This is a genomic window from Brevundimonas kwangchunensis (genome assembly GCF_039523815.1).
GTDB classification, from domain to species: Bacteria; Pseudomonadota; Alphaproteobacteria; order Caulobacterales; family Caulobacteraceae; genus Brevundimonas; species Brevundimonas kwangchunensis.
In genome coordinates this window covers 339,523-357,622 of record NZ_BAAAGA010000002.1, presented here as the reverse complement: position 1 = coordinate 357,622, position 18,100 = coordinate 339,523, and the positions used below count along the sequence as shown (strand labels likewise).

At 68.1% G+C, this 18,100-nt stretch carries 18 protein-coding genes, 1 tRNA gene and 1 other RNA gene; 6 read left to right on the top strand and 14 right to left on the bottom strand.

Translation table 11 applies throughout. The annotated features are described in order from the left end of the window. Positions 1–41 precede the first annotated feature (41 nt). The 13 genes from ABDZ95_RS06735 to sppA all read right to left on the bottom strand — a co-directional run bounded on the left by ABDZ95_RS06735 (position 42) and on the right by sppA (position 13,826). On the bottom strand, positions 42–1,220 hold the full coding sequence (locus ABDZ95_RS06735; RefSeq protein ID WP_343791971.1) for an FtsW/RodA/SpoVE family cell cycle protein: 1,179 nt from the start codon (positions 1,218–1,220) through the stop codon (positions 42–44). Further along, entirely contained in the window at positions 1,217–2,590 is a 1,374-nt protein-coding gene (gene murD, locus ABDZ95_RS06730; RefSeq protein WP_343791969.1) for a UDP-N-acetylmuramoyl-L-alanine--D-glutamate ligase, read from the bottom strand. The genes ABDZ95_RS06735 and murD overlap by 4 nt, the downstream gene beginning before the upstream one ends. A 4-nt stretch (positions 2,591–2,594) precedes the next feature. After that, positions 2,595–3,704: a phospho-N-acetylmuramoyl-pentapeptide-transferase gene (gene mraY / locus ABDZ95_RS06725; RefSeq protein WP_343791967.1), complete on the bottom strand. Its 1,110-nt coding sequence runs from the start codon at positions 3,702–3,704 to the stop codon at positions 2,595–2,597. 4 nt (positions 3,705–3,708) lie between these two features. Beyond that, positions 3,709–5,103: a UDP-N-acetylmuramoyl-tripeptide--D-alanyl-D-alanine ligase gene (locus tag ABDZ95_RS06720; protein WP_343791965.1), complete on the bottom strand. Its 1,395-nt coding sequence runs from the start codon at positions 5,101–5,103 to the stop codon at positions 3,709–3,711. Beyond that, positions 5,096–6,550, bottom strand: coding sequence for a UDP-N-acetylmuramoyl-L-alanyl-D-glutamate--2,6-diaminopimelate ligase (locus ABDZ95_RS06715; protein ID WP_343791963.1), 1,455 nt, complete (start codon positions 6,548–6,550; stop codon positions 5,096–5,098). Before ABDZ95_RS06715 ends, ABDZ95_RS06720 begins: the two co-directional genes overlap by 8 nt. Continuing rightward, positions 6,547–8,205: a peptidoglycan D,D-transpeptidase FtsI family protein gene (locus tag ABDZ95_RS06710; protein ID WP_343792296.1), complete on the bottom strand. Its 1,659-nt coding sequence runs from the start codon at positions 8,203–8,205 to the stop codon at positions 6,547–6,549. Before ABDZ95_RS06710 ends, ABDZ95_RS06715 begins: the two co-directional genes overlap by 4 nt. Positions 8,206–8,261: 56 nt before the next feature. Then, positions 8,262–8,678, bottom strand: a complete 417-nt coding sequence (gene ftsL, locus ABDZ95_RS06705) for a cell division protein FtsL (protein WP_343791961.1) — start codon at positions 8,676–8,678, stop codon at positions 8,262–8,264. Next, the gene (rsmH, locus tag ABDZ95_RS06700; RefSeq protein ID WP_343791959.1) at positions 8,675–9,628 is read right to left on the bottom strand and encodes a 16S rRNA (cytosine(1402)-N(4))-methyltransferase RsmH; all 954 of its coding nucleotides are present in this window, start codon (positions 9,626–9,628) and stop codon (positions 8,675–8,677) included. Before rsmH ends, ftsL begins: the two co-directional genes overlap by 4 nt. Further along, positions 9,625–10,110 (bottom strand): division/cell wall cluster transcriptional repressor MraZ, encoded by a 486-nt coding sequence (locus ABDZ95_RS06695; RefSeq protein WP_343791957.1) that lies wholly within the window; start codon positions 10,108–10,110, stop codon positions 9,625–9,627. The genes rsmH and ABDZ95_RS06695 overlap by 4 nt, the downstream gene beginning before the upstream one ends. A gap of 312 nt (positions 10,111–10,422) precedes the next feature. After that, positions 10,423–10,802: RNase P RNA component class A (rnpB, locus tag ABDZ95_RS06690), an RNA gene on the bottom strand. A gap of 42 nt (positions 10,803–10,844) precedes the next feature. Further along, the gene (locus ABDZ95_RS06685) at positions 10,845–11,606 is read right to left on the bottom strand and encodes an N-acetylmuramoyl-L-alanine amidase (RefSeq protein ID WP_343791955.1); all 762 of its coding nucleotides are present in this window, start codon (positions 11,604–11,606) and stop codon (positions 10,845–10,847) included. Positions 11,607–11,611: 5 nt separating this feature from the next. Then, on the bottom strand, positions 11,612–11,941 hold the full coding sequence (locus ABDZ95_RS06680) for a hypothetical protein (RefSeq protein ID WP_343791952.1): 330 nt from the start codon (positions 11,939–11,941) through the stop codon (positions 11,612–11,614). A gap of 103 nt (positions 11,942–12,044) precedes the next feature. Then, positions 12,045–13,826 (bottom strand): signal peptide peptidase SppA, encoded by a 1,782-nt coding sequence (gene sppA, locus ABDZ95_RS06675; RefSeq protein ID WP_343791950.1) that lies wholly within the window; start codon positions 13,824–13,826, stop codon positions 12,045–12,047. 220 nt (positions 13,827–14,046) lie between these two features. On the opposite strand from sppA, the gene panD reads away from it, so the two are divergent. Then, positions 14,047–14,406 carry an aspartate 1-decarboxylase gene (gene panD / locus ABDZ95_RS06670; protein ID WP_343791948.1) on the top strand — a complete coding sequence of 120 codons (360 nt, stop codon included), beginning with the start codon at positions 14,047–14,049 and terminating at the stop codon, positions 14,404–14,406. 31 nt (positions 14,407–14,437) lie between these two features. Further along, positions 14,438–14,725, top strand: a complete 288-nt coding sequence (locus ABDZ95_RS06665; RefSeq protein ID WP_343791946.1) for a hypothetical protein — start codon at positions 14,438–14,440, stop codon at positions 14,723–14,725. Between the two features lie 68 nt (positions 14,726–14,793). Here ABDZ95_RS06665 and ABDZ95_RS06660 read toward each other — a convergent pair whose 3' ends face one another. Next, positions 14,794–15,594 (bottom strand): SIMPL domain-containing protein, encoded by an 801-nt coding sequence (locus ABDZ95_RS06660; protein ID WP_343791944.1) that lies wholly within the window; start codon positions 15,592–15,594, stop codon positions 14,794–14,796. 234 nt (positions 15,595–15,828) lie between these two features. Here ABDZ95_RS06660 and ABDZ95_RS06655 point away from each other — a divergent pair. The 4 genes from ABDZ95_RS06655 (at position 15,829) to ABDZ95_RS06640 (ending at position 18,078) form a co-directional block, all read left to right on the top strand. Further along, positions 15,829–15,901 (top strand) — tRNA-Ile (locus ABDZ95_RS06655). Between the two features lie 52 nt (positions 15,902–15,953). Continuing rightward, complete coding sequence (locus ABDZ95_RS06650; RefSeq protein ID WP_343791942.1) at positions 15,954–16,835, top strand: hypothetical protein; 882 nt, start codon at positions 15,954–15,956, stop codon at positions 16,833–16,835. An 11-nt stretch (positions 16,836–16,846) separates the two neighbouring features. After that, positions 16,847–17,395, top strand: a complete 549-nt coding sequence (locus ABDZ95_RS06645) for a DUF2589 domain-containing protein (protein WP_343791940.1) — start codon at positions 16,847–16,849, stop codon at positions 17,393–17,395. A gap of 23 nt (positions 17,396–17,418) precedes the next feature. Next, complete coding sequence (locus ABDZ95_RS06640) at positions 17,419–18,078, top strand: DUF2589 domain-containing protein (protein ID WP_343791938.1); 660 nt, start codon at positions 17,419–17,421, stop codon at positions 18,076–18,078. Positions 18,079–18,100 lie beyond the last annotated feature (22 nt).

Sequence of the window (18,100 nt, the reverse complement as noted above, 5' to 3'; positions counted from 1 at the left end):
GCGGTCTATTGGTTCATCACGACGAACCAGCGATGCCCAACCTACGGCAGAATCCTCCGCCGGTCCGCCAGCGACGCCCCAGGCTCATACGCCCCTGGACGCCGACGGGTCAGGGCCAACGCGAAGCCCATGGTCAGGCCCATGGCCATCATCGAGGAGCCGCCGTAGCTGATGAACGGCAGGGTCATGCCCTTGGTCGGGATCAGGTTCAGGTTCACGGCCACATTGATGCAGGCCTGCAGGCCGACCAGCATGAACAGGCCGGCAGCGGCGGTCTGCTCGAAGCTGTCGTTCAGCTTCATGGCCTTGCGCATACCGCGCAGGACGATGAAGGCGTACAGGCCGATCATGGTCAGGGAGAGGACCAGACCGAACTCCTCGGCGCCGACCGAATAGATGAAGTCGGTGTGCAGGTCCGGCACGTGGCGTTTCATCACGCCCTCGCCGACGCCGCGGCCGACAAGACCGCCGGCGCGGATGGCCTCGGAGGCGCGGTCGATCTGGTGGGTGTCGGTGGTCTCGGGCGAGAAGAAGCGGCTGAGACGATCGCGCATGTGGCTGAAGGCGAAATACAGCCCCACGACGCCCGCCGCGCCCGCCGCGCCCAGCGCCGCCACCCACTTCAGCGGCACGCCGGCCATGAAGAAGACGGCCATGAAGGTGGTGGTGATCAGCAGGGTCTGGCCGATGTCCGGCTGGATCAGCAGCAGGCCGACGGTCAGGGCCCAAGCGCCGAAAGCGATGCTGACGCCGGGCACGCCCTGCCCCTTCTGCGCCTCGGAGAACATCCAGGCGGCGAAGACGATCAGGCTGGGCTTGGCGAACTCGGACGGCTGCAGACTGAACGGCCCCAGGTTGATCCAGCGCGCCGCGCCCTTCACCTCATTGCCGATGAACGGCAGGGCGGCCATGACGACGATGGCGCCCAGCAGACCCAGAACGGCGATACGGCGCACGCCGCGCGGCGACAGCAGCGACGTCGTCAGCATCAGCACCAGACCGCCCGAGGCCCAGACCATCATCCTCCACGAATAGTGGAAGGGATCGCTGATCGACTGGTCGGCGAGGATGGCGGCCGGCGACGAGGCGAAGCTCAGCGCGACACCAAGGCCCATCAGGGTCAGGGCGGCGGCCAGCAGGCCCCGGTCCACGGTCCAGAACCACTTCGCCAGCGGGCTCTGGTCGTTGCGCGAGAAGGCGGGCGTATAGCTGTGCGTCATGACGCGCTCGCAGGTGTTGCGCCGAGGGCGAGGACGGCGGCGCGGAAGGCCTCTCCCCTCGCCTCGAAGTCCGGATATTGGTCGAAGCTGGCGGCGGCGGGGCTGAGCAGCACCACCTCGTCGCGGCCTGTAGCGGCGGCGGCCTCGTATGCGGCCTTCACTGCCGTCTGCATGTCACCGCATAGCCGATGGGGCGTCTCGCCAAGCGCCGCGGCGAAGGGTCCGGAGGCCTCGCCGATCAGGAAGGCCTCGACGACGCGGGGGTAGAGGTCGTGCAGATCATCGATCCCTCCCGCCTTGGCCCGCCCGCCGGCGATCCAGAAGCTGCGCTCGTAGGACAGCAGCGCCTGCCGCGCGGCGTCGGCGTTGGTGGCCTTGGAGTCGTTGACGAAGCGAACCCGGCCGAGTTGGCCGACGGTCTCCATGCGGTGGGCGAGACCGGGGAAGGAGAGCAGGCCCTGCGCGGCGGTCTCGTGAGGGATGCCGAGCGCGCGGGCGGTCGCCCAGGCGAAGGCGGCGTTCTGGGCGTTGTGACGGCCCGGCAGCGAACGGGCGGCGGTCAGATCCACGGTCTCACCGTTGACCTCAAGCCGGCCTGCACGAGCGGAGACGCCTCCGGTCGGTGAAGCGGGCTCCGCCGTCGAGATCGGCGTCGCATTGTCGAGGCTTTCGAAAATCCCCCGGCCCCAGCTTTCATCGGTGCCGACAAGGGCGACATCGGCGTGGGCGAAGATCCGCGCCTTGGCGGCGACATAGCCCTCCATCCCGCCGTGACGATCCAGGTGGTCCGGCGAGATGTTGGTCAGGATGGCGACGTCAGGCGCGAAGCGGGTGGTCAGGTCGAGTTGGTAGCTGGAGACCTCGATCACATAGACGGCCTCGGGGGTGGGCTCCGGCAAGGCCAGCACGCCGATGCCGATGTTGCCGCCGACGTGGACGGTCAGACCGGCCTGTTTCAGCACCCAGCCGATCAGGGCAGTGGTGGTCGACTTGCCGTTGGTGCCGGTGATGGCGACGACGCGGGGGCGCTGGTCAGCCGGCAGAGCCTCCAGCGCGCGGGCGAACAGTTCGATGTCGCCGATGACCTCGATGCCGGCGGCTTTCGCCTTCTCGACCGTCCAGTGCGGCTTGGGATGGGTCAGCGGCGCGCCGGGCGACAGGATCAGCGCCGCGAAGCCGGACCAGTCGGCGACGGTCAAGTCCTCGACGGCGAAGCCTTCGGCTTCGGCCTGCATGCGGCTGGAGACGCTGTCGTCCCAAAGCACCGGCAGGGCGCCGCCGGCCTTCAGCGCGCGCGCGGCCGTCAGTCCCGACCTGCCGAGGCCGAAGACTGCGATCCTCCGCCCTTCGAAGCCCGGGACGGGGATCATGGCTCTAGCGCAGCTTCAGCGTGGCGAGGCCGGCCAGAGCCAGCATGGCCGAGACGATCCAGAAGCGGATCACGACCGTCGATTCCGGCCAGCCCATCTTCTCGAAATGGTGGTGGATCGGCGCCATCAGGAAGATGCGCTTCTTCGTGGCCTTGAAGTAGGCGACCTGGATCATGACCGAGGCGGCCTCGATGACGAACAGGCCGCCGACGATGCCCAGCACCAGCTCGTGCTTGGTCGCCACGGCGATGGCGCCCAGAGCGCCGCCGAGGGCCAAGGAGCCGGTGTCGCCCATGAAGATCTTGGCCGGCGGGGCGTTGTACCAGAGAAAGCCCACGCCCCCGCCGATGATAGCGGCGGTGAAGATGGCCAGTTCGCCAGCGCCCGGGACGTGGTGGACGCCGAGATACTGGGAGAAGATGAAGTTGCCGACGAGGTAGGAAATGATCCCGAACGCCGCCGCGGCCATCATCACCGGCACGATGGCCAGGCCGTCGAGCCCGTCCGTCAGGTTCACCGCGTTCGAGAAGCCGATGATCGTGAAGGCGGCGAAGGCAACGTAGAACCAGCCGACGTTCAGCAGCACGGCCTTGAAGAACGGGAAGGCGATCGAGGTTTCGAGGTTGGGCGAGGTCGGCGACTGGGTCATCCAGAGCACTGTCATGACGCCCGCGATGATGGCGACCACGGTCTGGGCCAGCAGCTTCTGCTTCGAGGTCAGACCGGCCGAGGTCTGCTTGGTCACCTTGGCGTAGTCGTCGATGAAGCCCAGCACGCCGAAGGCGGCGGTCACGAACGACACGATCCAGATGTAGGGGTTCGTCAGGTCACCCCACAGCAGCACCGCCACCGCGATGCCGGCGAGGATCATCAGCCCGCCCATGGTCGGGGTGCCGACCTTGGACAGGTGGGTGACCGGGCCGTCCGAGCGGATCGGCTGGCCCTTGCCCTGTTTGACGCGCATCCAGGCGATGAAGCGGCTGCCCATGGCCACCGCAACGATCATGGCCGTGGCCATGGCGAGGGCGACGCGGACGGTCTGGTACTGGACGAGGTTCAGCAGGGGGTAATCCTGCGCAACGTCCGCATAGTAGAGATACAGCAGATAGAACATGCGGTTAGCCTCCCAGCGCCGCCAGAGCCTTCGCGACCAGCGAAGCCTTCGACCCGTTCGAACCCTTGACCATCACGATGTCCCCCGGACCCGCAAGCGTGGCCGCATCGGCGGCCAGCTCGGCGGCGGTCTCGCGCCACTCGCCGCGTCGGGCGGCGGGCAGGACGTCGTACAGTTGCTTCATCTCCGGCCCGGCGGCGTGGACCAGATCGAGGCCCGCGGCGTCGATCGGCCCGGCGAGGCCCTCGTGCAGGGCGCGGGACTGGTCGCCCAGCTCCAGCATGTCGGTCAGGACGACGATGCGACGACCGCCCGACGGCACGGGCCGCGCGCCGAGGCTGCGGAAGCCGGCCGCCATCGACAGCGGGTTGGCGTTGTAGCTCTCGTCGATCAGGGTGAAGGTCCCGCCCGGACCCGTGACGACGGCCACCTGCCCCCGACCGGCCAGCGGCTGGAATTCGGCGAGCGCCTTCAGCGCGGTGTCCAGCGGCACGTCCAGCGCATCGAGCATCAGCAGGACGCACAGGCTGTTCAGGCCCCAGTGGAAGCCCGACTGGCTGAGCGGGAAGTCCAGCGGCTTGCCGAACAGCTCGGCGCGGACGACCGCGCCGCCCAGCGCCGGTTCGAACGCCAGCAGGCGGGCGTCGTGGCCAGCTTTCGTGCCGAAGGTGACGCAGTGCGCGCCGGCGCGGCGGGCGGCCTCGTCCAGCACATGGGCGAAAGCGATGTCGCCGTTCAGGACCGCGGTCCCGCCCTCTGCCAGCCCCTCGAAGATGGCGGCCTTTTCGGCGGCGACGCCGGCCTCGCCGTCGGCGAAGGCCTCGATATGGACCGGGCCGACCGTGGTCACGCAGGCGGCGTGAGGTCGGACGAACCTCGACAGGGGCGCGATCTCGCCCGGCGCGTTCATACCGATCTCGAACACGGCGCGCTCGGTCGACCGCGGCATTCGGGCCAGCGTCAGGGGCACGCCGATGTGGTTGTTGTAGCTCTTGATCGAGGCGTGGGCCGGGCCGGCGAGGTCGAGGCCGGCCTTGATCGCCTGGGTCACGCTGGTCTTGCCGACCGAGCCGGTCACTGCGCCGCGGCGGACGTGGGGCGCGCGGTCACGGGAGAAGACGCCCATGGCCTCCAGGCCGCCCAGGGTGTCGGGCACGACCACCGACGATCCGCCCTCGACCTCGCGTTCAACAAGGGCGCCGGTTGCGCCGGCGGCGAAGGCGGAGACGGCGAACTCATGCCCGTCCCGCGCGCCCTTCAGGGCCAGGAACAGGTCGCCGGGGACGATCTCGCGGCTGTTGTAGGTCAGGCCGTGCGCCTCGAACGGCGCGCCGGACAGGCGTCCTCCGGTCGCGGCCTCGATCTCGGCGGACGTCCAGAGCGGAGGGGTGTCAGGCATGGATACGCAGGGCTTCGGCGGCTTCGGACGCGTCGTCGAAGGGGTGAGTCACGCCGCCGACGATCTGACCCTGTTCATGCCCTTTTCCGGCGATGACCACCACATCCCCGTCGCGCATTTCCCCGATCGCGTGGCGGATGGCCTCGCGGCGGTCGCCGATTTCATGTGCGTACGGGCAGCCCTCGCGCACGGCCTTGCGGATCGAGGCCGGATCTTCCGAGCGCGGGTTGTCGTCGGTGACGATGGCGACGTCGGCCAGACGGCCCGCCACCTCGCCCATCAGGGGGCGTTTGGCGCGGTCGCGGTCTCCACCGGCGCCGAAGACCACGATCAGGCGGCCGGTGGCATGCGGACGCAGGGCCTTGAGCACCGTCTCCAGACCGTCAGGCGTGTGGGCATAGTCAACGTAGACCTCGCCCTTCGATGCGCCGCCGATGCGCTGGAGGCGACCTTGGGCGCCCTCGATCTTCTCCATCGCCGCCAGAACGCGGCCGGCGTCCTCGCCGGCGGCGATGCACAGGCCGGCGGCGACGAGGGCGTTGGAGGCCTGGAAGGCGCCGGCCAGCGGCAGCAGGACCTCATGGGTCTCGCCGCGTACGTCGATGGTCAGGCGCTGGCCTTCCGGTACGGCACGACGGGCGATCAGGGTCAGGTCGCGGCCCCGCTCGCCCACGCCCATGATGCCGAGGCCCGACATGATGCTGGCGGCGGCGAAGCTGGAGTAGGCGTCGCTGTCGGCGTTCAGCACGGCGGTGCGGCCGCGCGGCAGCAGGGTCTCGAACAGGCGCAGCTTGGCCGCGCGGTACTCGTCCATCGTGCCGTGATAGTCGAGGTGATCCTGGGTCAGGTTGGTGAAGGCGGCGGCCTTCAGCGTCACGCCGTCGATGCGGCGCTGGTCGATGCCGTGGGACGAGGCCTCGAGCGCGAGGTGGGTGACGCCCTCCTCCGCCAGTTGGGCCAGCATGCGGGCAGCGTCGGCGGCGTCGGGGCTGGTCAGGCCTGGGCCGGTCAACGCCTGATTAACGTTACCCGACTGTTTCAAAACCCCCAACGTGCCCATGCTCGCGGAGGTCAGGCCCATGGCCGCCCAGATCTGGCGACAGAAGGCGGCGACCGAGGTCTTGCCGTTGGTGCCGGTGACGGCGACGCAGGTCTTGGGCTGGGCGCCGTAGAAGCTGCGGGCCGCGATGGCGTAGGCGCGGCGGACGTCGCCCGAGGTGACCAGCAGCGGGGCCAGGCCGGCGTCCGTGTCCGACGGAGCCAGCACGGCGGCGGCGCCCTGCGACAGGGCCTGCGGAATGAAGGCGCGACCGTCGGCGGCGCTGCCCGGCAAGGCCACGAACAGCGAACCGGGCGCGACCTTGCGGCTGTCGGCCGTCACGCCGGTGATCAGCGGATCGGTTGGGACATCCCGGCGCAGCAGATCGGAGAGACGAAGCGCGCTCATGCGGCGGGGACCGGGGCGGGCGCGGGCGGATCGATCCGGCGCTGGACGTTCAGGAAGCCGGCGATGCGGTCGGCGACGCGGCCGACGACCGGCGCGGCGACGCCGCCGCCCTGACGCGAACCCACGCCGGGCTCGTCCACCAGCACGAAGATGACATAGCGCTGGGCGTCGTCCGGGCCGTCGGCCGGGAAGACCGAGGCGAAGGAGCCGATGCCGCGGCTGGCGTCGTAGCGGCCGTTGACCAGCTTGTTGGCCGAGCCCGTCTTGCCGCCCACGCGCAGGCCGGCGGCGTCGGCGCGTTTGCCCGAGCCGCGCAGGACGTTGGCGCGCATCAGATTGCGGATGTCGCGCGAGGTCTCGGGGCTGACGACCCGGCGGCCCTCGGCGTTCGTGCCGCCGCGACGCAGGGTCAGCGGGCGATAGACGCCGCCGTTGACCAGGGCGACCGTCGCCGCCGTCATCTGCAGCGGAGTGATCATGATGCCGTAGCCGAAGGACATCGAGGCGCGGGTCGAGTCGATCCAGTTCTGCGGACGGCGCGGACGGGCCGACTCGTGCAGCTCGATCGGGGCGGCGTCCAGCAGGCCGAAGCGGCCGAAATAGTCCCGCATGACGTCCGGCCCCATCTCGACCGCCATGCGCGAGGTGCCGATGTTGGACGAGTGCAGATAGACCTCTTCCAGCGTCAGGATCTGGTTGGTGGCGTGGAAGTCCGTGATGCGGCGGTTGCCGATCATGTAGGGCTGCGAGGCGTCGTACAGGGTGTTCATGTCCGCCCGGCCGGTATCGAGACTGATGGCGACGGTGAAGGTCTTGAACACGGAGCCCATCTCGTAGTGGGCCGAGGTAACGCGGTTCAGGCTGTCGGTCGTCGGCCAGCTGGCCATGCCGAGGATTTCGCCGGTGGTGGCGTTGGCCACGACGCCGACGGCGCCCTTGGCCTCGGCGGCGGCGGCGGCCGTGCCCAGCTCGTTCTCCAGAATGCCCTGGACGCGCAGGTCAATGGACAGCGGGAAGGCCTCGCCGTTCTGGCCGGCGGCGCGGATGTCCTTGTTGAAGGCCAGCTCGGCGCCCGAGATGCCCTGCCCGCCCGTGTCGGCGGCGCCCAGCACGTGAGTGGCCGAGTCGCCCAGCGGATAGACGCGACGGTCTTCCGGCTCGAACGTCACGCCGCCGAGGGCCAGGCCGTGGACGGCGGACTTCTCCTGCGGGGTCAGGCCCGGCAGGACGATCAGGCGACGCTGGCCCGACAGGACACGCTGCAGCTTGGCCGAAGACACACGAGGCAAGGCGCGCTTGATCTGCTCGGCGGCCAGACGGCGGTCCCAGACCTCGCGCGGGTCTATGTAGAGGCCGTAGTGGGTGATGTTGGTCGCCAGCAGGGCGCCGTTGCGGTCGACGATGTCGGCGCGGACCACAGCGTTCGGGTGCGAGGCGGCGCCGACGCCGCCCTTGGGCGCCAGCAGGGCCGCGTTCATGGCGCCGAGCGCCAGACAGACGAAGATCGCCGAGAAGACGCACAGGATCAGGAAGATGCGGACGCGGGTGTCCTCTTCCGGGCGAGCGTCGGCGCGGGCGCGGCCGAACGAGTGCTCCACCCACCACATGGCCTCGGCCAGCCAACGCCACGAAGGCACCAGACGGCGGGCATCCATGCCGGAACCCGGAGCGCGCGGCGCGGGGCGGTCCCAGGCGTGCGGATCGTGAATGCTCATTGCGCAGCCTCCGCGGCGGGGGCAGCGGCAGGCGCGGCGGGCGTCGGGGCGATCACCACCGGGCGAGGCTCGGGGATGGGCGCAAGGTTGGGCAGGTTGGCCTCGGTCTCCTGCCGCTTCATCTCGACGGGGCCCAAACCGGCGCTGCGGGACAGGGCCTCGAGACGGCCGGGCTGTTCCAGACGGGCGACCTCGGCGCGCAGCAGGCGGACGCGTTCGCCGTTCTCGCTGATCTGGCGCTCAAGATCGCTGATGCGGGCGCTTTCGCGCGCGGCGCCGGCCTTGGCGACATAGACGGACAGGATCATCACGCCGACCAGAACGACGCCGATGATCTCGACCCAGCGGATGCCGCGGACCTTCCACGAGAACAGGCGCTGAAGCGGACGGATGGCGAGGGCAGCGACGCTCATGCGGCGATTCTTCCCCACGGCGCGGCATCGGTGCGGACGGCGGCGCGCAGCTTGGCCGAGCGCGAGCGCGGATTGCCGGCCAGCTCGGCCTCGCCCGCCTCGCGCGCACCCTTGAACGACAGGGTGAAGCTGGGCTTGCGGGTATCGACGGCGACCGGGGCGTGACGCGAACCGCCCGGCGCATTGCCGGTGCGCTCGGTCAGGAAGGCCTTCACGATGCGATCTTCCAGCGAGTGGAACGTGACGACCGCCAGACGGCCGCCGGGCGCCAGCGTGGCCTCGGCAGCCTCCAGCCCGGCGCGCAGCTCGCCCAGCTCGTCGTTGACTGCGATGCGCAGGGCCTGGAACACGCGGGTGGCCGGATGGATAGCGGCGCCGCGACGGCCGCCCAGCGCCTTCTCGACGACCTCGGCCAGATCCAGAGTGCGGGTGAACGGCTGCTCGACGCGGCGGCGCAGGATGGCCGTCGCCACCCGGCCCGACTGACGCTCGTCGCCATACAGCTTGAAGATATGGGCCAGAGGGCCGTGGTCCCATGTGTTGACGATGTCGGCGGCGGTGACGCCCTCGTCCGACATGCGCATGTCCAGCGGCCCGTCGCGCATGAAGGAGAACCCTCGCTCGGCCTGATCCAGTTGCATGGACGAGACACCGATGTCGAAGACCACACCGTCAAGCTTCGCCTCGCCGGACTGCGCGAAGGCGTCGGCGAGGCCTGAGAACGGCGTGCGGATCAGGCGGAAGGTCTCGGGATAGTCGTTGGCGACGGCGTCGGCATGGACCTGCACCGTCGGGTCGCGATCCAGGGCGATGACGGTCGCGCCGGTTTTCAGGATGGCGCGGGTGTAGCCGCCGGCGCCGAAGGTGGCGTCGATGATGACGTCGCCGGGCTGCGGGGCCAGAGCCTCGATCACTTCGTCCAGCAGGACGGGCGCGTGCGGAGAGGTCATGCGCCCTCCCCGGCCGGACGGCGGCCGGCCAGCAGGGCCTTGCGCCCGGCCTCGCCGCGCTCGCGCACGGCTTGACGCGCCAGGGCGCGGCGCTCATCGCGACGGGCGTTCCAGCGGGCGCGGTCCCAGATCTGGAAGCGGGAGCCGAGACCGACGATGACCACGTCCTCGCCCAGACCGGCTTCCTGACACAGATGCTCGGGCAGGGTGATGCGGCCGCCGCCGTCGTAGGCCAGCGGGCGCTGACCGGCGAAGAAGGTTTCTTCCAGAGCTGTGCGCAGGTCGTCGCCGAACGGCAGTTCCTCGATCATCGAGACGTACTCAGCCATCAGCTTTTCGCCGCCGGCCTCGAGGCAATCGGACTCGATTGAAAAGAAGCAGAACACGCCGTGCTCGGCGCCGTTGGCAGCCGTCCGGAACTCCTGCGGGATCAGCAGGCGGCGCTTGCCGTCCAATTGTTTCTCAAAGGTCGAGAGAAACACGCCCTGCCTGATCGGACCCTGCGATCCGCCCCCTTTGAAATCCCAACGCGCGCCAGGCGGCGCAACCACAGCCCTACTGCGATTTGGGATAGCATGGGATCAAATGGGCCTCAATGGGATTAGTTGACGTTCGTTAACCGTCAAGCTGGCGCAAGCCCTTGAGAAACAGGAACATACACAGAACGAGCCAGCTATCGACAGGGTGTGGGCGGATGCTCTCACGCCTTTCCAAGCAAGGGGTTAAGGCGTGAACGGTCGCGCCTGGGCCCACACTACGGCGCGATCCCAATGCTTCGGCGGTTCTGGGAGAAAAATGTCAGACGGCCTGTAAGCCGGGTTCTGTTCCCGCCGAGGCGGGCGACGATCATTCCTCTGGACCGGCCATTGCTGACCGGTTCTCGCGACCTACCCGGACGTCTCGGGCGGTGAACCCTGCGGGCCGAGGCCTGCGCGACATCCCTATTCGGTCTTGCTCCAGGCGGGGCTTGCCATGCCGTCGACGTTGCCGCCTACGCGGTGGGCTCTTACCCCACCCTTTCACCCTTACCGGCCCCGCAGGTCCGGAGGTTTGCTTTCTGTGGCGCTATCCCTCGGGTCGCCCCGGGCGGAAGTTATCCGCCGCCTATTCACCGTGGAGCCCGGACTTTCCTCGACACGGGCGTAGCCCGCGCCGCGACCGCCCGGCCGTCTGACGCGCGGACAGATGCGCGCTGGCCGGACGAAGGTCAACTTCGTTAGTTCAGAACCCCGGTCGTGCTCTCGGCCGTCGCCAACTGCAGCACCCCCATCAGGGTCGCGCGGGTCTCGCCATCGGCGATGCCGTCGACGCGGGCCGGTCGCCAGTGGCGCTGGAAGGCCTCGACGGTCAGGCGGGTCTCGTCGTCGTAGTCGCCGCCGGGTTGAAGGCCGAAGCCGAGGCGATGCAGGCCGGCGCGCAGGACGATGACGCCCAGCCCCTCGTCGCCGACCGCCAGAGGCGCGCCGAGGGCCGAGACCCGTTCCGGCGCAGGCTCAAACCAAAGGCCGTGGCCGACCGAGGCCAGTCGCTTCCACGGGAACAGCTCGCCCGGATCCTGCTTGCGGTCGGGCGCGAGGTCGGAATGGCCGATGATGCGGGCGTCGGGGATGGTCCAGCGGGTACGGATGTCGCTGACCAGGCTGATCACCGAAGCGATCTGGGCCTCGGGAAAGTCGCGATAGCCGAACTCGTGGCCCGGATTGACGATCTCGATGCCGATGGAGGCCGCGTTGCAGTCGGTCTCGCCCTGCCAGACGCCGCGGCCGGCATGCCAGGCGCGGCGTTCTTCCGGAACCAGCCGCAGGATCGAGCCGTCCTCGTCAACGACGTAATGGGCGGAGACCTTGGCCTCGGAGTCACGCAGGCGCGCGACCGCAGCCTCGGCCGACTGCATGCCCGTGTAGTGCAGCACCAGCATGTCGGGCGGGGCCCGGCGGCTGTCGAAATTGGGGGAAGGCGCGTCCCGGACGATCAACACCGGGGTCAGCGGCCCGTCCGCTCCCAGCCATAGGTGACCCAGGCGCCATCGACCTTGCGCGCCTCGATCACGTCCTCATCGCCGGCCCGGCGATTGCGGCGGGTCATGGCGCGGCGGGCGCGAAGCGCGAAGCCGGCGAAGAAGACCAGCACCGCCGCGAACACGGCGATCACCGCCACGGCCGCAGCCGTGAACACCGCGAGGATCGCGCCGACCGTCATGGCGACGAGGGTGGCGATCACGCCGGCGATCCACATGATCGGCGCAAGCAGACCGCCGGTCGGGCGGCGCGTTCCGGCGTTGGTGGCGAAGATCAGACGATCAGGCTGGGTCATGGTGTTACCTTGCAGGGCGCTGCGAACAACGCCGAACCCGCAATGTCGGTCCATACCCCCGAACCGTCAATGAGCGCAGGCTTCACAGGAGAGTGTCCGGCGCTCAGTACGGCTGGTCCGCGAGCACCGAAGCCCCCGAGGCGCGGGCCCGTTCGGTCTGGATGCGGCGAACCGTCGCCTCGGCCTGCGGATCGTCCATGACCGCACCGATGCCGACCAGAACGCGGGCCGCCTCGCTGGACACGCCGAAGGCGCTGGACAGGGCCTTCCACGGCGATTCCGGCTCGGGATAGCGCTTGAAGCTCACCGACTGGTCGGCCGGAATCTCCGCCAGTTCCTTCGCCTTGGCGATGGCTTCCTCTAGCCCGCCCAGCTGGTCGACCAGACCGATCTGGCGGGCCTGGGCGCCCGTCCAGACGCGGCCGCGGGCGATCTCGCGCACGCGGGCCGGTGGCAGGCGACGGCCGGTCGAGACGCGCGCGATGAACTCCTCATAGGTCCGGTCGATCTGGGCCGCGAAGGCTGAGCGCTGTTCCGGCGTGAAGGGCTGGGACGGCGAGAAGGCGTCGGCGTACTGACCGCCGACCGACAGGTTGCGCATGTCGATGCCGAACCGGCCGAGGGCGTCGGCCAGCACGAACTTGCCGCCATAGACGCCGATCGAGCCGGTGATGGTCGAGGGCTGGGCCACGATCCAGTTGGCTTCCGAGCTGATCCAGTAGCCGCCCGATGCGGCATACTCGCCCATCGAGATCACCACCGGCTTGCCTGCGGCCTTGGCGGCGCGGATGGCGGCGAGGATCTGCTCGGACGCCTCGGGCGAACCGCCCGGCGACGAAACGCGGAAGACGATGGCCTTGACCGACTTATCCTCGATGGCGTCGTAGATGGCCTTGGCCGTGTCGTCCGAAAGGATCATCGAACTGCTGCCGAACGGATCGGCGCCGCCGCCGCGGCCGGTCACGATCGCGCCCTCGGCGCCGACGATGGCGATGCTGGACGAGCCCGAGCCGGTGCGTTCACCGACGCTGGAGGCGTAATCGCCGAATTCCATGATCTCGGCGCCGTTGCCCGCGCGCCGCTTCACTTCGGCTTCGGCTTCCTCGACGTGGCCGATGCGGTCGATCAGGCGGCGCTGGCGGGCCTGTTCGGCCGAGTAAGGGCCGGCCTCGATCGCGGCCTTGAGCGACGGCAGCGTCAGACGGCGGTCCTGCGCCGCATTGGCCAGGGCGCTGTCGTAGATGGACGTCATCCAGGCGACCATCGCCTCCCGGTGGGCGGGGGTGTAGTCGCTCTCGGTGAACTCGTTGACGGCGTTCTTGTATTCGTAGCGCTGCTCGAACTGGGCGTTGACGCCATAGCGTTCGAATGCGCGGCTCAGGAAAACGGACTCGGCAGAGATGCCTGCCAGCTGGAAGGCGGCGGTGTTCTGCATCCACAGTTCGGATGCCGAGGCGCCGACCATGTAGCTGGACACGGCGGTTCCCACCGGCATGAAGCCCTGGCTGTGGGCGATGACGATCTTGCCCGAGGCGCGGAAACGACGGATCGCCTGACGGATCTCGTCAGCGGCGGCCGGCGTCAGGCCGCCTTCCGGCAGACGCACCAGCAGGGCCTTCACCTTCCTGTCGTCCTGCGCCTGGGCGAGGGTGTCCACGATCTGCAGCGTCGACAGACCGCCGCCGCCGAACACGGCGAACGGGTTGGTCGGCGTCTGGTCGGTGATGCCGTCGCGAAGGTCCAGTTCCAGCACCGTATTGGCCGGCGTCGGCTCCTTCGAGGAGGCCGCTCCGATCGCGATGGCGATCAGGAAGAAGGGAATGATGACGAAGAAGAGCAACAGACCGGCGAAGACGCCGCCCATCGTCAGGAAGAATTGCTTCATGAGGGAGGACGTCATCCAGAGGCCGGGCCGGGTGATGGCCATTTCAACCATAGAGGGGCAAGCCCTTCCGTCAAATGAACGTCGCGTAACGGGCGAATGCGCCGCAACATTGTGATGGTGCGCTGCCGAAAGCGTGATTGATGCGGGCCCCGCAAGTAACTATATGAGCGGTCTGCGAGCGGGGGCCTATCGCCCCGCGTTGTATCGGGCCGCACTCCCCATGCTGGTCACGCTGATGAAGTCCAAGCTGCACCGCGCGACGGTGACGCAGGCCGACCTCGACTACGAGGGGTCGATCGCCATCGACATGGACCTGCTGGACGCCGCGGGCATCTTTCCGCACGAGCAGGTCGATGTGCTGAACATCACCAACGGCGCCCGCTTCACCACCTATGCCATCGAGGCTCCGCGCGGCTCGAAGGTCATCGGCGTCAACGGCGCCGCGGCCCGTCTGGTGCAGAAGAACGACAAGGTGATCGTGGTCACCTATGGCCAGTTGCCGCAGGAAGAGGCCCGTCAGTGGTCGCCCAACGTCGTGCTGCTTGACGACGCCAACGAGATCAAGCGTAACGCCGCTTGACGAAAGGCCGTACGCGGCCTTCCCTCCCCTCATGGAAGAGACCCGGACGCGCTCGTGGCGGACCCTGCGCTGGACGTTGTTCGGCGTGTGGTTGGTCGCTGCGCTCGTGGCGATGGTGTTCGCCCTCGCACCGGCCCTGTCGGCGCTGGGCCTGCCGCCCGACCGGGTGAACTTTGGGCCCGCCATGGTGACCGGCGCGCCGTGGACCCTGCCGCTGCCGTTCCTTCAACTCGACTCGGTGACCAACCTGGCCATCATTTTCGTGGCCCACCTGCTGAACATCCCGCTGGGGCTGATGCTGGCCCGGGGCGACGACTGATTCAGCGCAATAATTGAAAAGGGCCCCGGCGCGAACGCCGGGGCCTTCTTCCGTTCAGACCGACCGGATCAGCGGTTCAGGTCGTAGATGCCGGTGATGTCGATCCGGACCGTCAGCTCGCCGGCCGAGACCGCCGTGCCGCCGGAGTCCATCGCCATTTCGGCGCGAGCATACTGCAGCATCGGGCGCGGCGGAGCCGGCATGTAACCGCCGCCTTCCGACAGCGAACGGATGCCGCCCAGTTCGACGCCCAGAGCCTGCGAATACAGGGCCGCCTTGGCCTGCAGGTTACGCACGGCGATCTGGCGGGCCTGGTTCTCGGCGGCCGACGGATCCTTCAGACCGAAGCTGATGCCGTTGATCTGGTTGACCCCGGCCGCGACGACAGCGTCGGCAGTCGAGCCGACCTTCGTCAGGTCGTTGATGACGACCGTCACCTGATTGCTGGCCTGATAGCCACGCAGGCGCGGCGGCTCGTTCTGGACGTAGTCGTACTGGGCCGACAGGTTCAGGCCCGAGGTCTGGACGTCGCGCTCGGCGATGCCGGCGCGGCGCAGGGCGGCCATGACCTGGTTCATCCGCGTGGCGTTCTGGCTCATCGCCTCGGCGGCGGTCGTCGCCTCGGTGACAACGGCGAAGTTGATGGTGGCCATGTCCGGTGCGGCCTTGACCTCGCCATAGGCGGACAGGTTCAGCGACGGACGTTCGGTGACGGCCTGGATGGTCAGGGGCGAGCCTCCTTGCGGCTGGGACTGAGCGTGGGCGGCCGGGGCGGCGACCGTCAGGGCCGCCGCCGCCATCAGCGCGCCGCCGATCATCAGGGCGCGATTGGAGACGGCCGACAGGGAGACGGCTGCGGTGCGGGTCATGGGAAGTGCTCCGGGAGAAACGAGAGTGATCCTGCGGACACCATCATCGGCATCCGTGGCTGAACCTTGGCATTGAACGCCTGAACGCGTGGTCAGGCGCCATTGGCAGGTTCCGTTCATCGGCGTGAAATCGACGACAGGTCCGCGGCCGTCGCATGACGCCTGGCCAGAACGCTTGGCAAGGCGGCGTGACGCCTGCTAGGCGGATCGTCCGCCGACGCACGCGCGCACCGGGGGCCTGTAGCTCAATGGTTAGAGCCGACCGCTCATAACGGTCTGGTTGGGGGTTCGAGTCCCTCCAGGCCTACTCGGACGACGCAACCTACGGCGGCAGCGCCCACAATTACATCTATTGACAGTTGCTGAACGCTACTGTTCGTTGCCGACCAACGTTCGGCGGCGCGTTCGCCGACGGTCCGCTGGGGGGCGGCGTCATGCGTGTCATGTACTGGAACTGCACCACGCCTTCGGGCGCGGGCAACATGTTCGCCGGCAAGAAGCTGGATGCGATCAAGGACCGTGTCCTGACGCTTCAGCCACATGTGCTTTGCCTCGATGAAGTCAGCGCCCTTGTCACCGATGCGAACGACTTTGCAGCGAAATATCTGAACTCCGCCGCTCTCACATATAAAGCGGGGCCAATCATCAAGAATGACGGCGTTCATCTGAACACCGTCGCCTTCTATCTGCAGCCATCGGCCGCGGCATCTTCCGCGCCAAAATTCGACGTCGGCATCCCGCAGGAAAACTGGGACAACGAGCAAACCAAAAGAGATCTGATCCGGGTCTACTGGTTGGCGGGCACCTCTCCCGTCACCCTCTGGTTCCTGCACGCAAACGCCAGCAAATCCGGCGGACAGACCGCCCTCGATCGCGCCGCCAAAGCGACCAGCCAGAAGTACGCTGCCTTCATTGGCGACTTCAACACCGGCTGCGTGGCCCGCGCCGACGCCGCGACCGTCCAGCCCACCGTGGGCAGGTACAGTTTCAGTCAGTGGAAATCGGAACTGAAACCTGCCGCGGGAAGCGGAACCATGGCGGGCCTCGTGGATGTGCCCGGCTCCTCGACATACATGGTCCGCCCCAACTCCAGCGGCTTCATCGACTTTGCTGTCGCAAACAAGGCAGGCCTGGCTTTGACGCCGGTGGACAGCCTTGGGAGCATCACCGAAGAGACCTTGCGAACGATCATGCTGGGTTGCGACCACTTTCCGATCGCCTACGACGTCGCGACCAAATAGGCGGCTGACAGATGGCTGGTCCGATTTCCCTGAAGGCTCTGGTTCACGCCATCACCTCGGCCGTCAGCGAGGCGCAGTATGAGGTCGAGCGCGCCCAGGTCACCAACCTGAGCCGTTTCTTCGACGAGAATGCCCGCCCTCGCATGATGCGGATGCGGTTGCCTTCAAGCCGCCCCAAGGCCGCACCCGGTGAGGAACAGGTCTATGGCGTGCCTCTGCTGACCCTGGCGCCCCAGTCCCAGCTACGGATCACCGAAGCGAAGTTCAGCTTCGACGTCGATCTTGGAGACCTGAGCGAGCCCGAGGGTTTTGACAGCGGCGGCATGATGGATGGCTTTCAGGCGCACACGCGTATTCTGAGCGTCGCCAACGCCCCCCGCCTGCTGGGCGGCCGACGCAAGCCCGCGAAAGTGGTCATCAAGGTCGAGGCCGTCGAACAGGTCGAAGGTGTCGCCCGGATCATCAATGAACTCAACAAGATACATGGTGAGATGACGGACGTCTCCTCGCCTGACGGAACAGCCGGGGGCACGGGCTCCCGATCTGGCGGGGGCGCATAGGGCGTCGCGGAGGAGGAGTGGAGATGGGTGAACTGATTGATATGGCGGCCCAGTTCAGGGGCCTGCCGATGGGCGACCTGATCGGCGCCCCGCTACAGGCGGCGTGCGACGCCCAGACACAACTGGCCAGATCCACCGCCAGCTTCATCAAGAGCGTAGGCTTTCTGCCGGCTCCGAAGAAGGAGGACGGCTCGGTCGATCCGGATGCGGTCGGCGATGTGCGGATTGCGCCGTTCAAATTCACACGGCCAGCCCCACACCCCACGGACCCGACCCAGACCGTTATGGAGACGGTCGAACTGGACGTGCCGATGCTGGCGATCGTCAAGGTGCCATCCCTCGCCATCACCAGCGTCGACATCACCTTCGACATGGAGGTGAAATCCTCCTTCAAGGAAGCGGAATCCGAGGACACACATGGCGGCTTCTCGGCAGATGCCGAGGTGGGCTGGGGACCTTTCAGCATGAAGGTCCACGTCGAGGGCTCGGTCTCCACCCACAAGGAGCAGACCCGGACCTCGGACAGTTCGGCCAAGTACCACGTCGAGGTCAAGGCGATGGACACCGGCATGCCCGAAGGCCTGGCCCGCGTGCTGGACATCATGCACAGCGCGGTGGTCCCGACGGTGACGAAACGTCAGGAACGACCTGCGGTGCCGGCGCCCGTTCCAGCCGCCGCCTGAGACTGACGCATCATTAACCGGC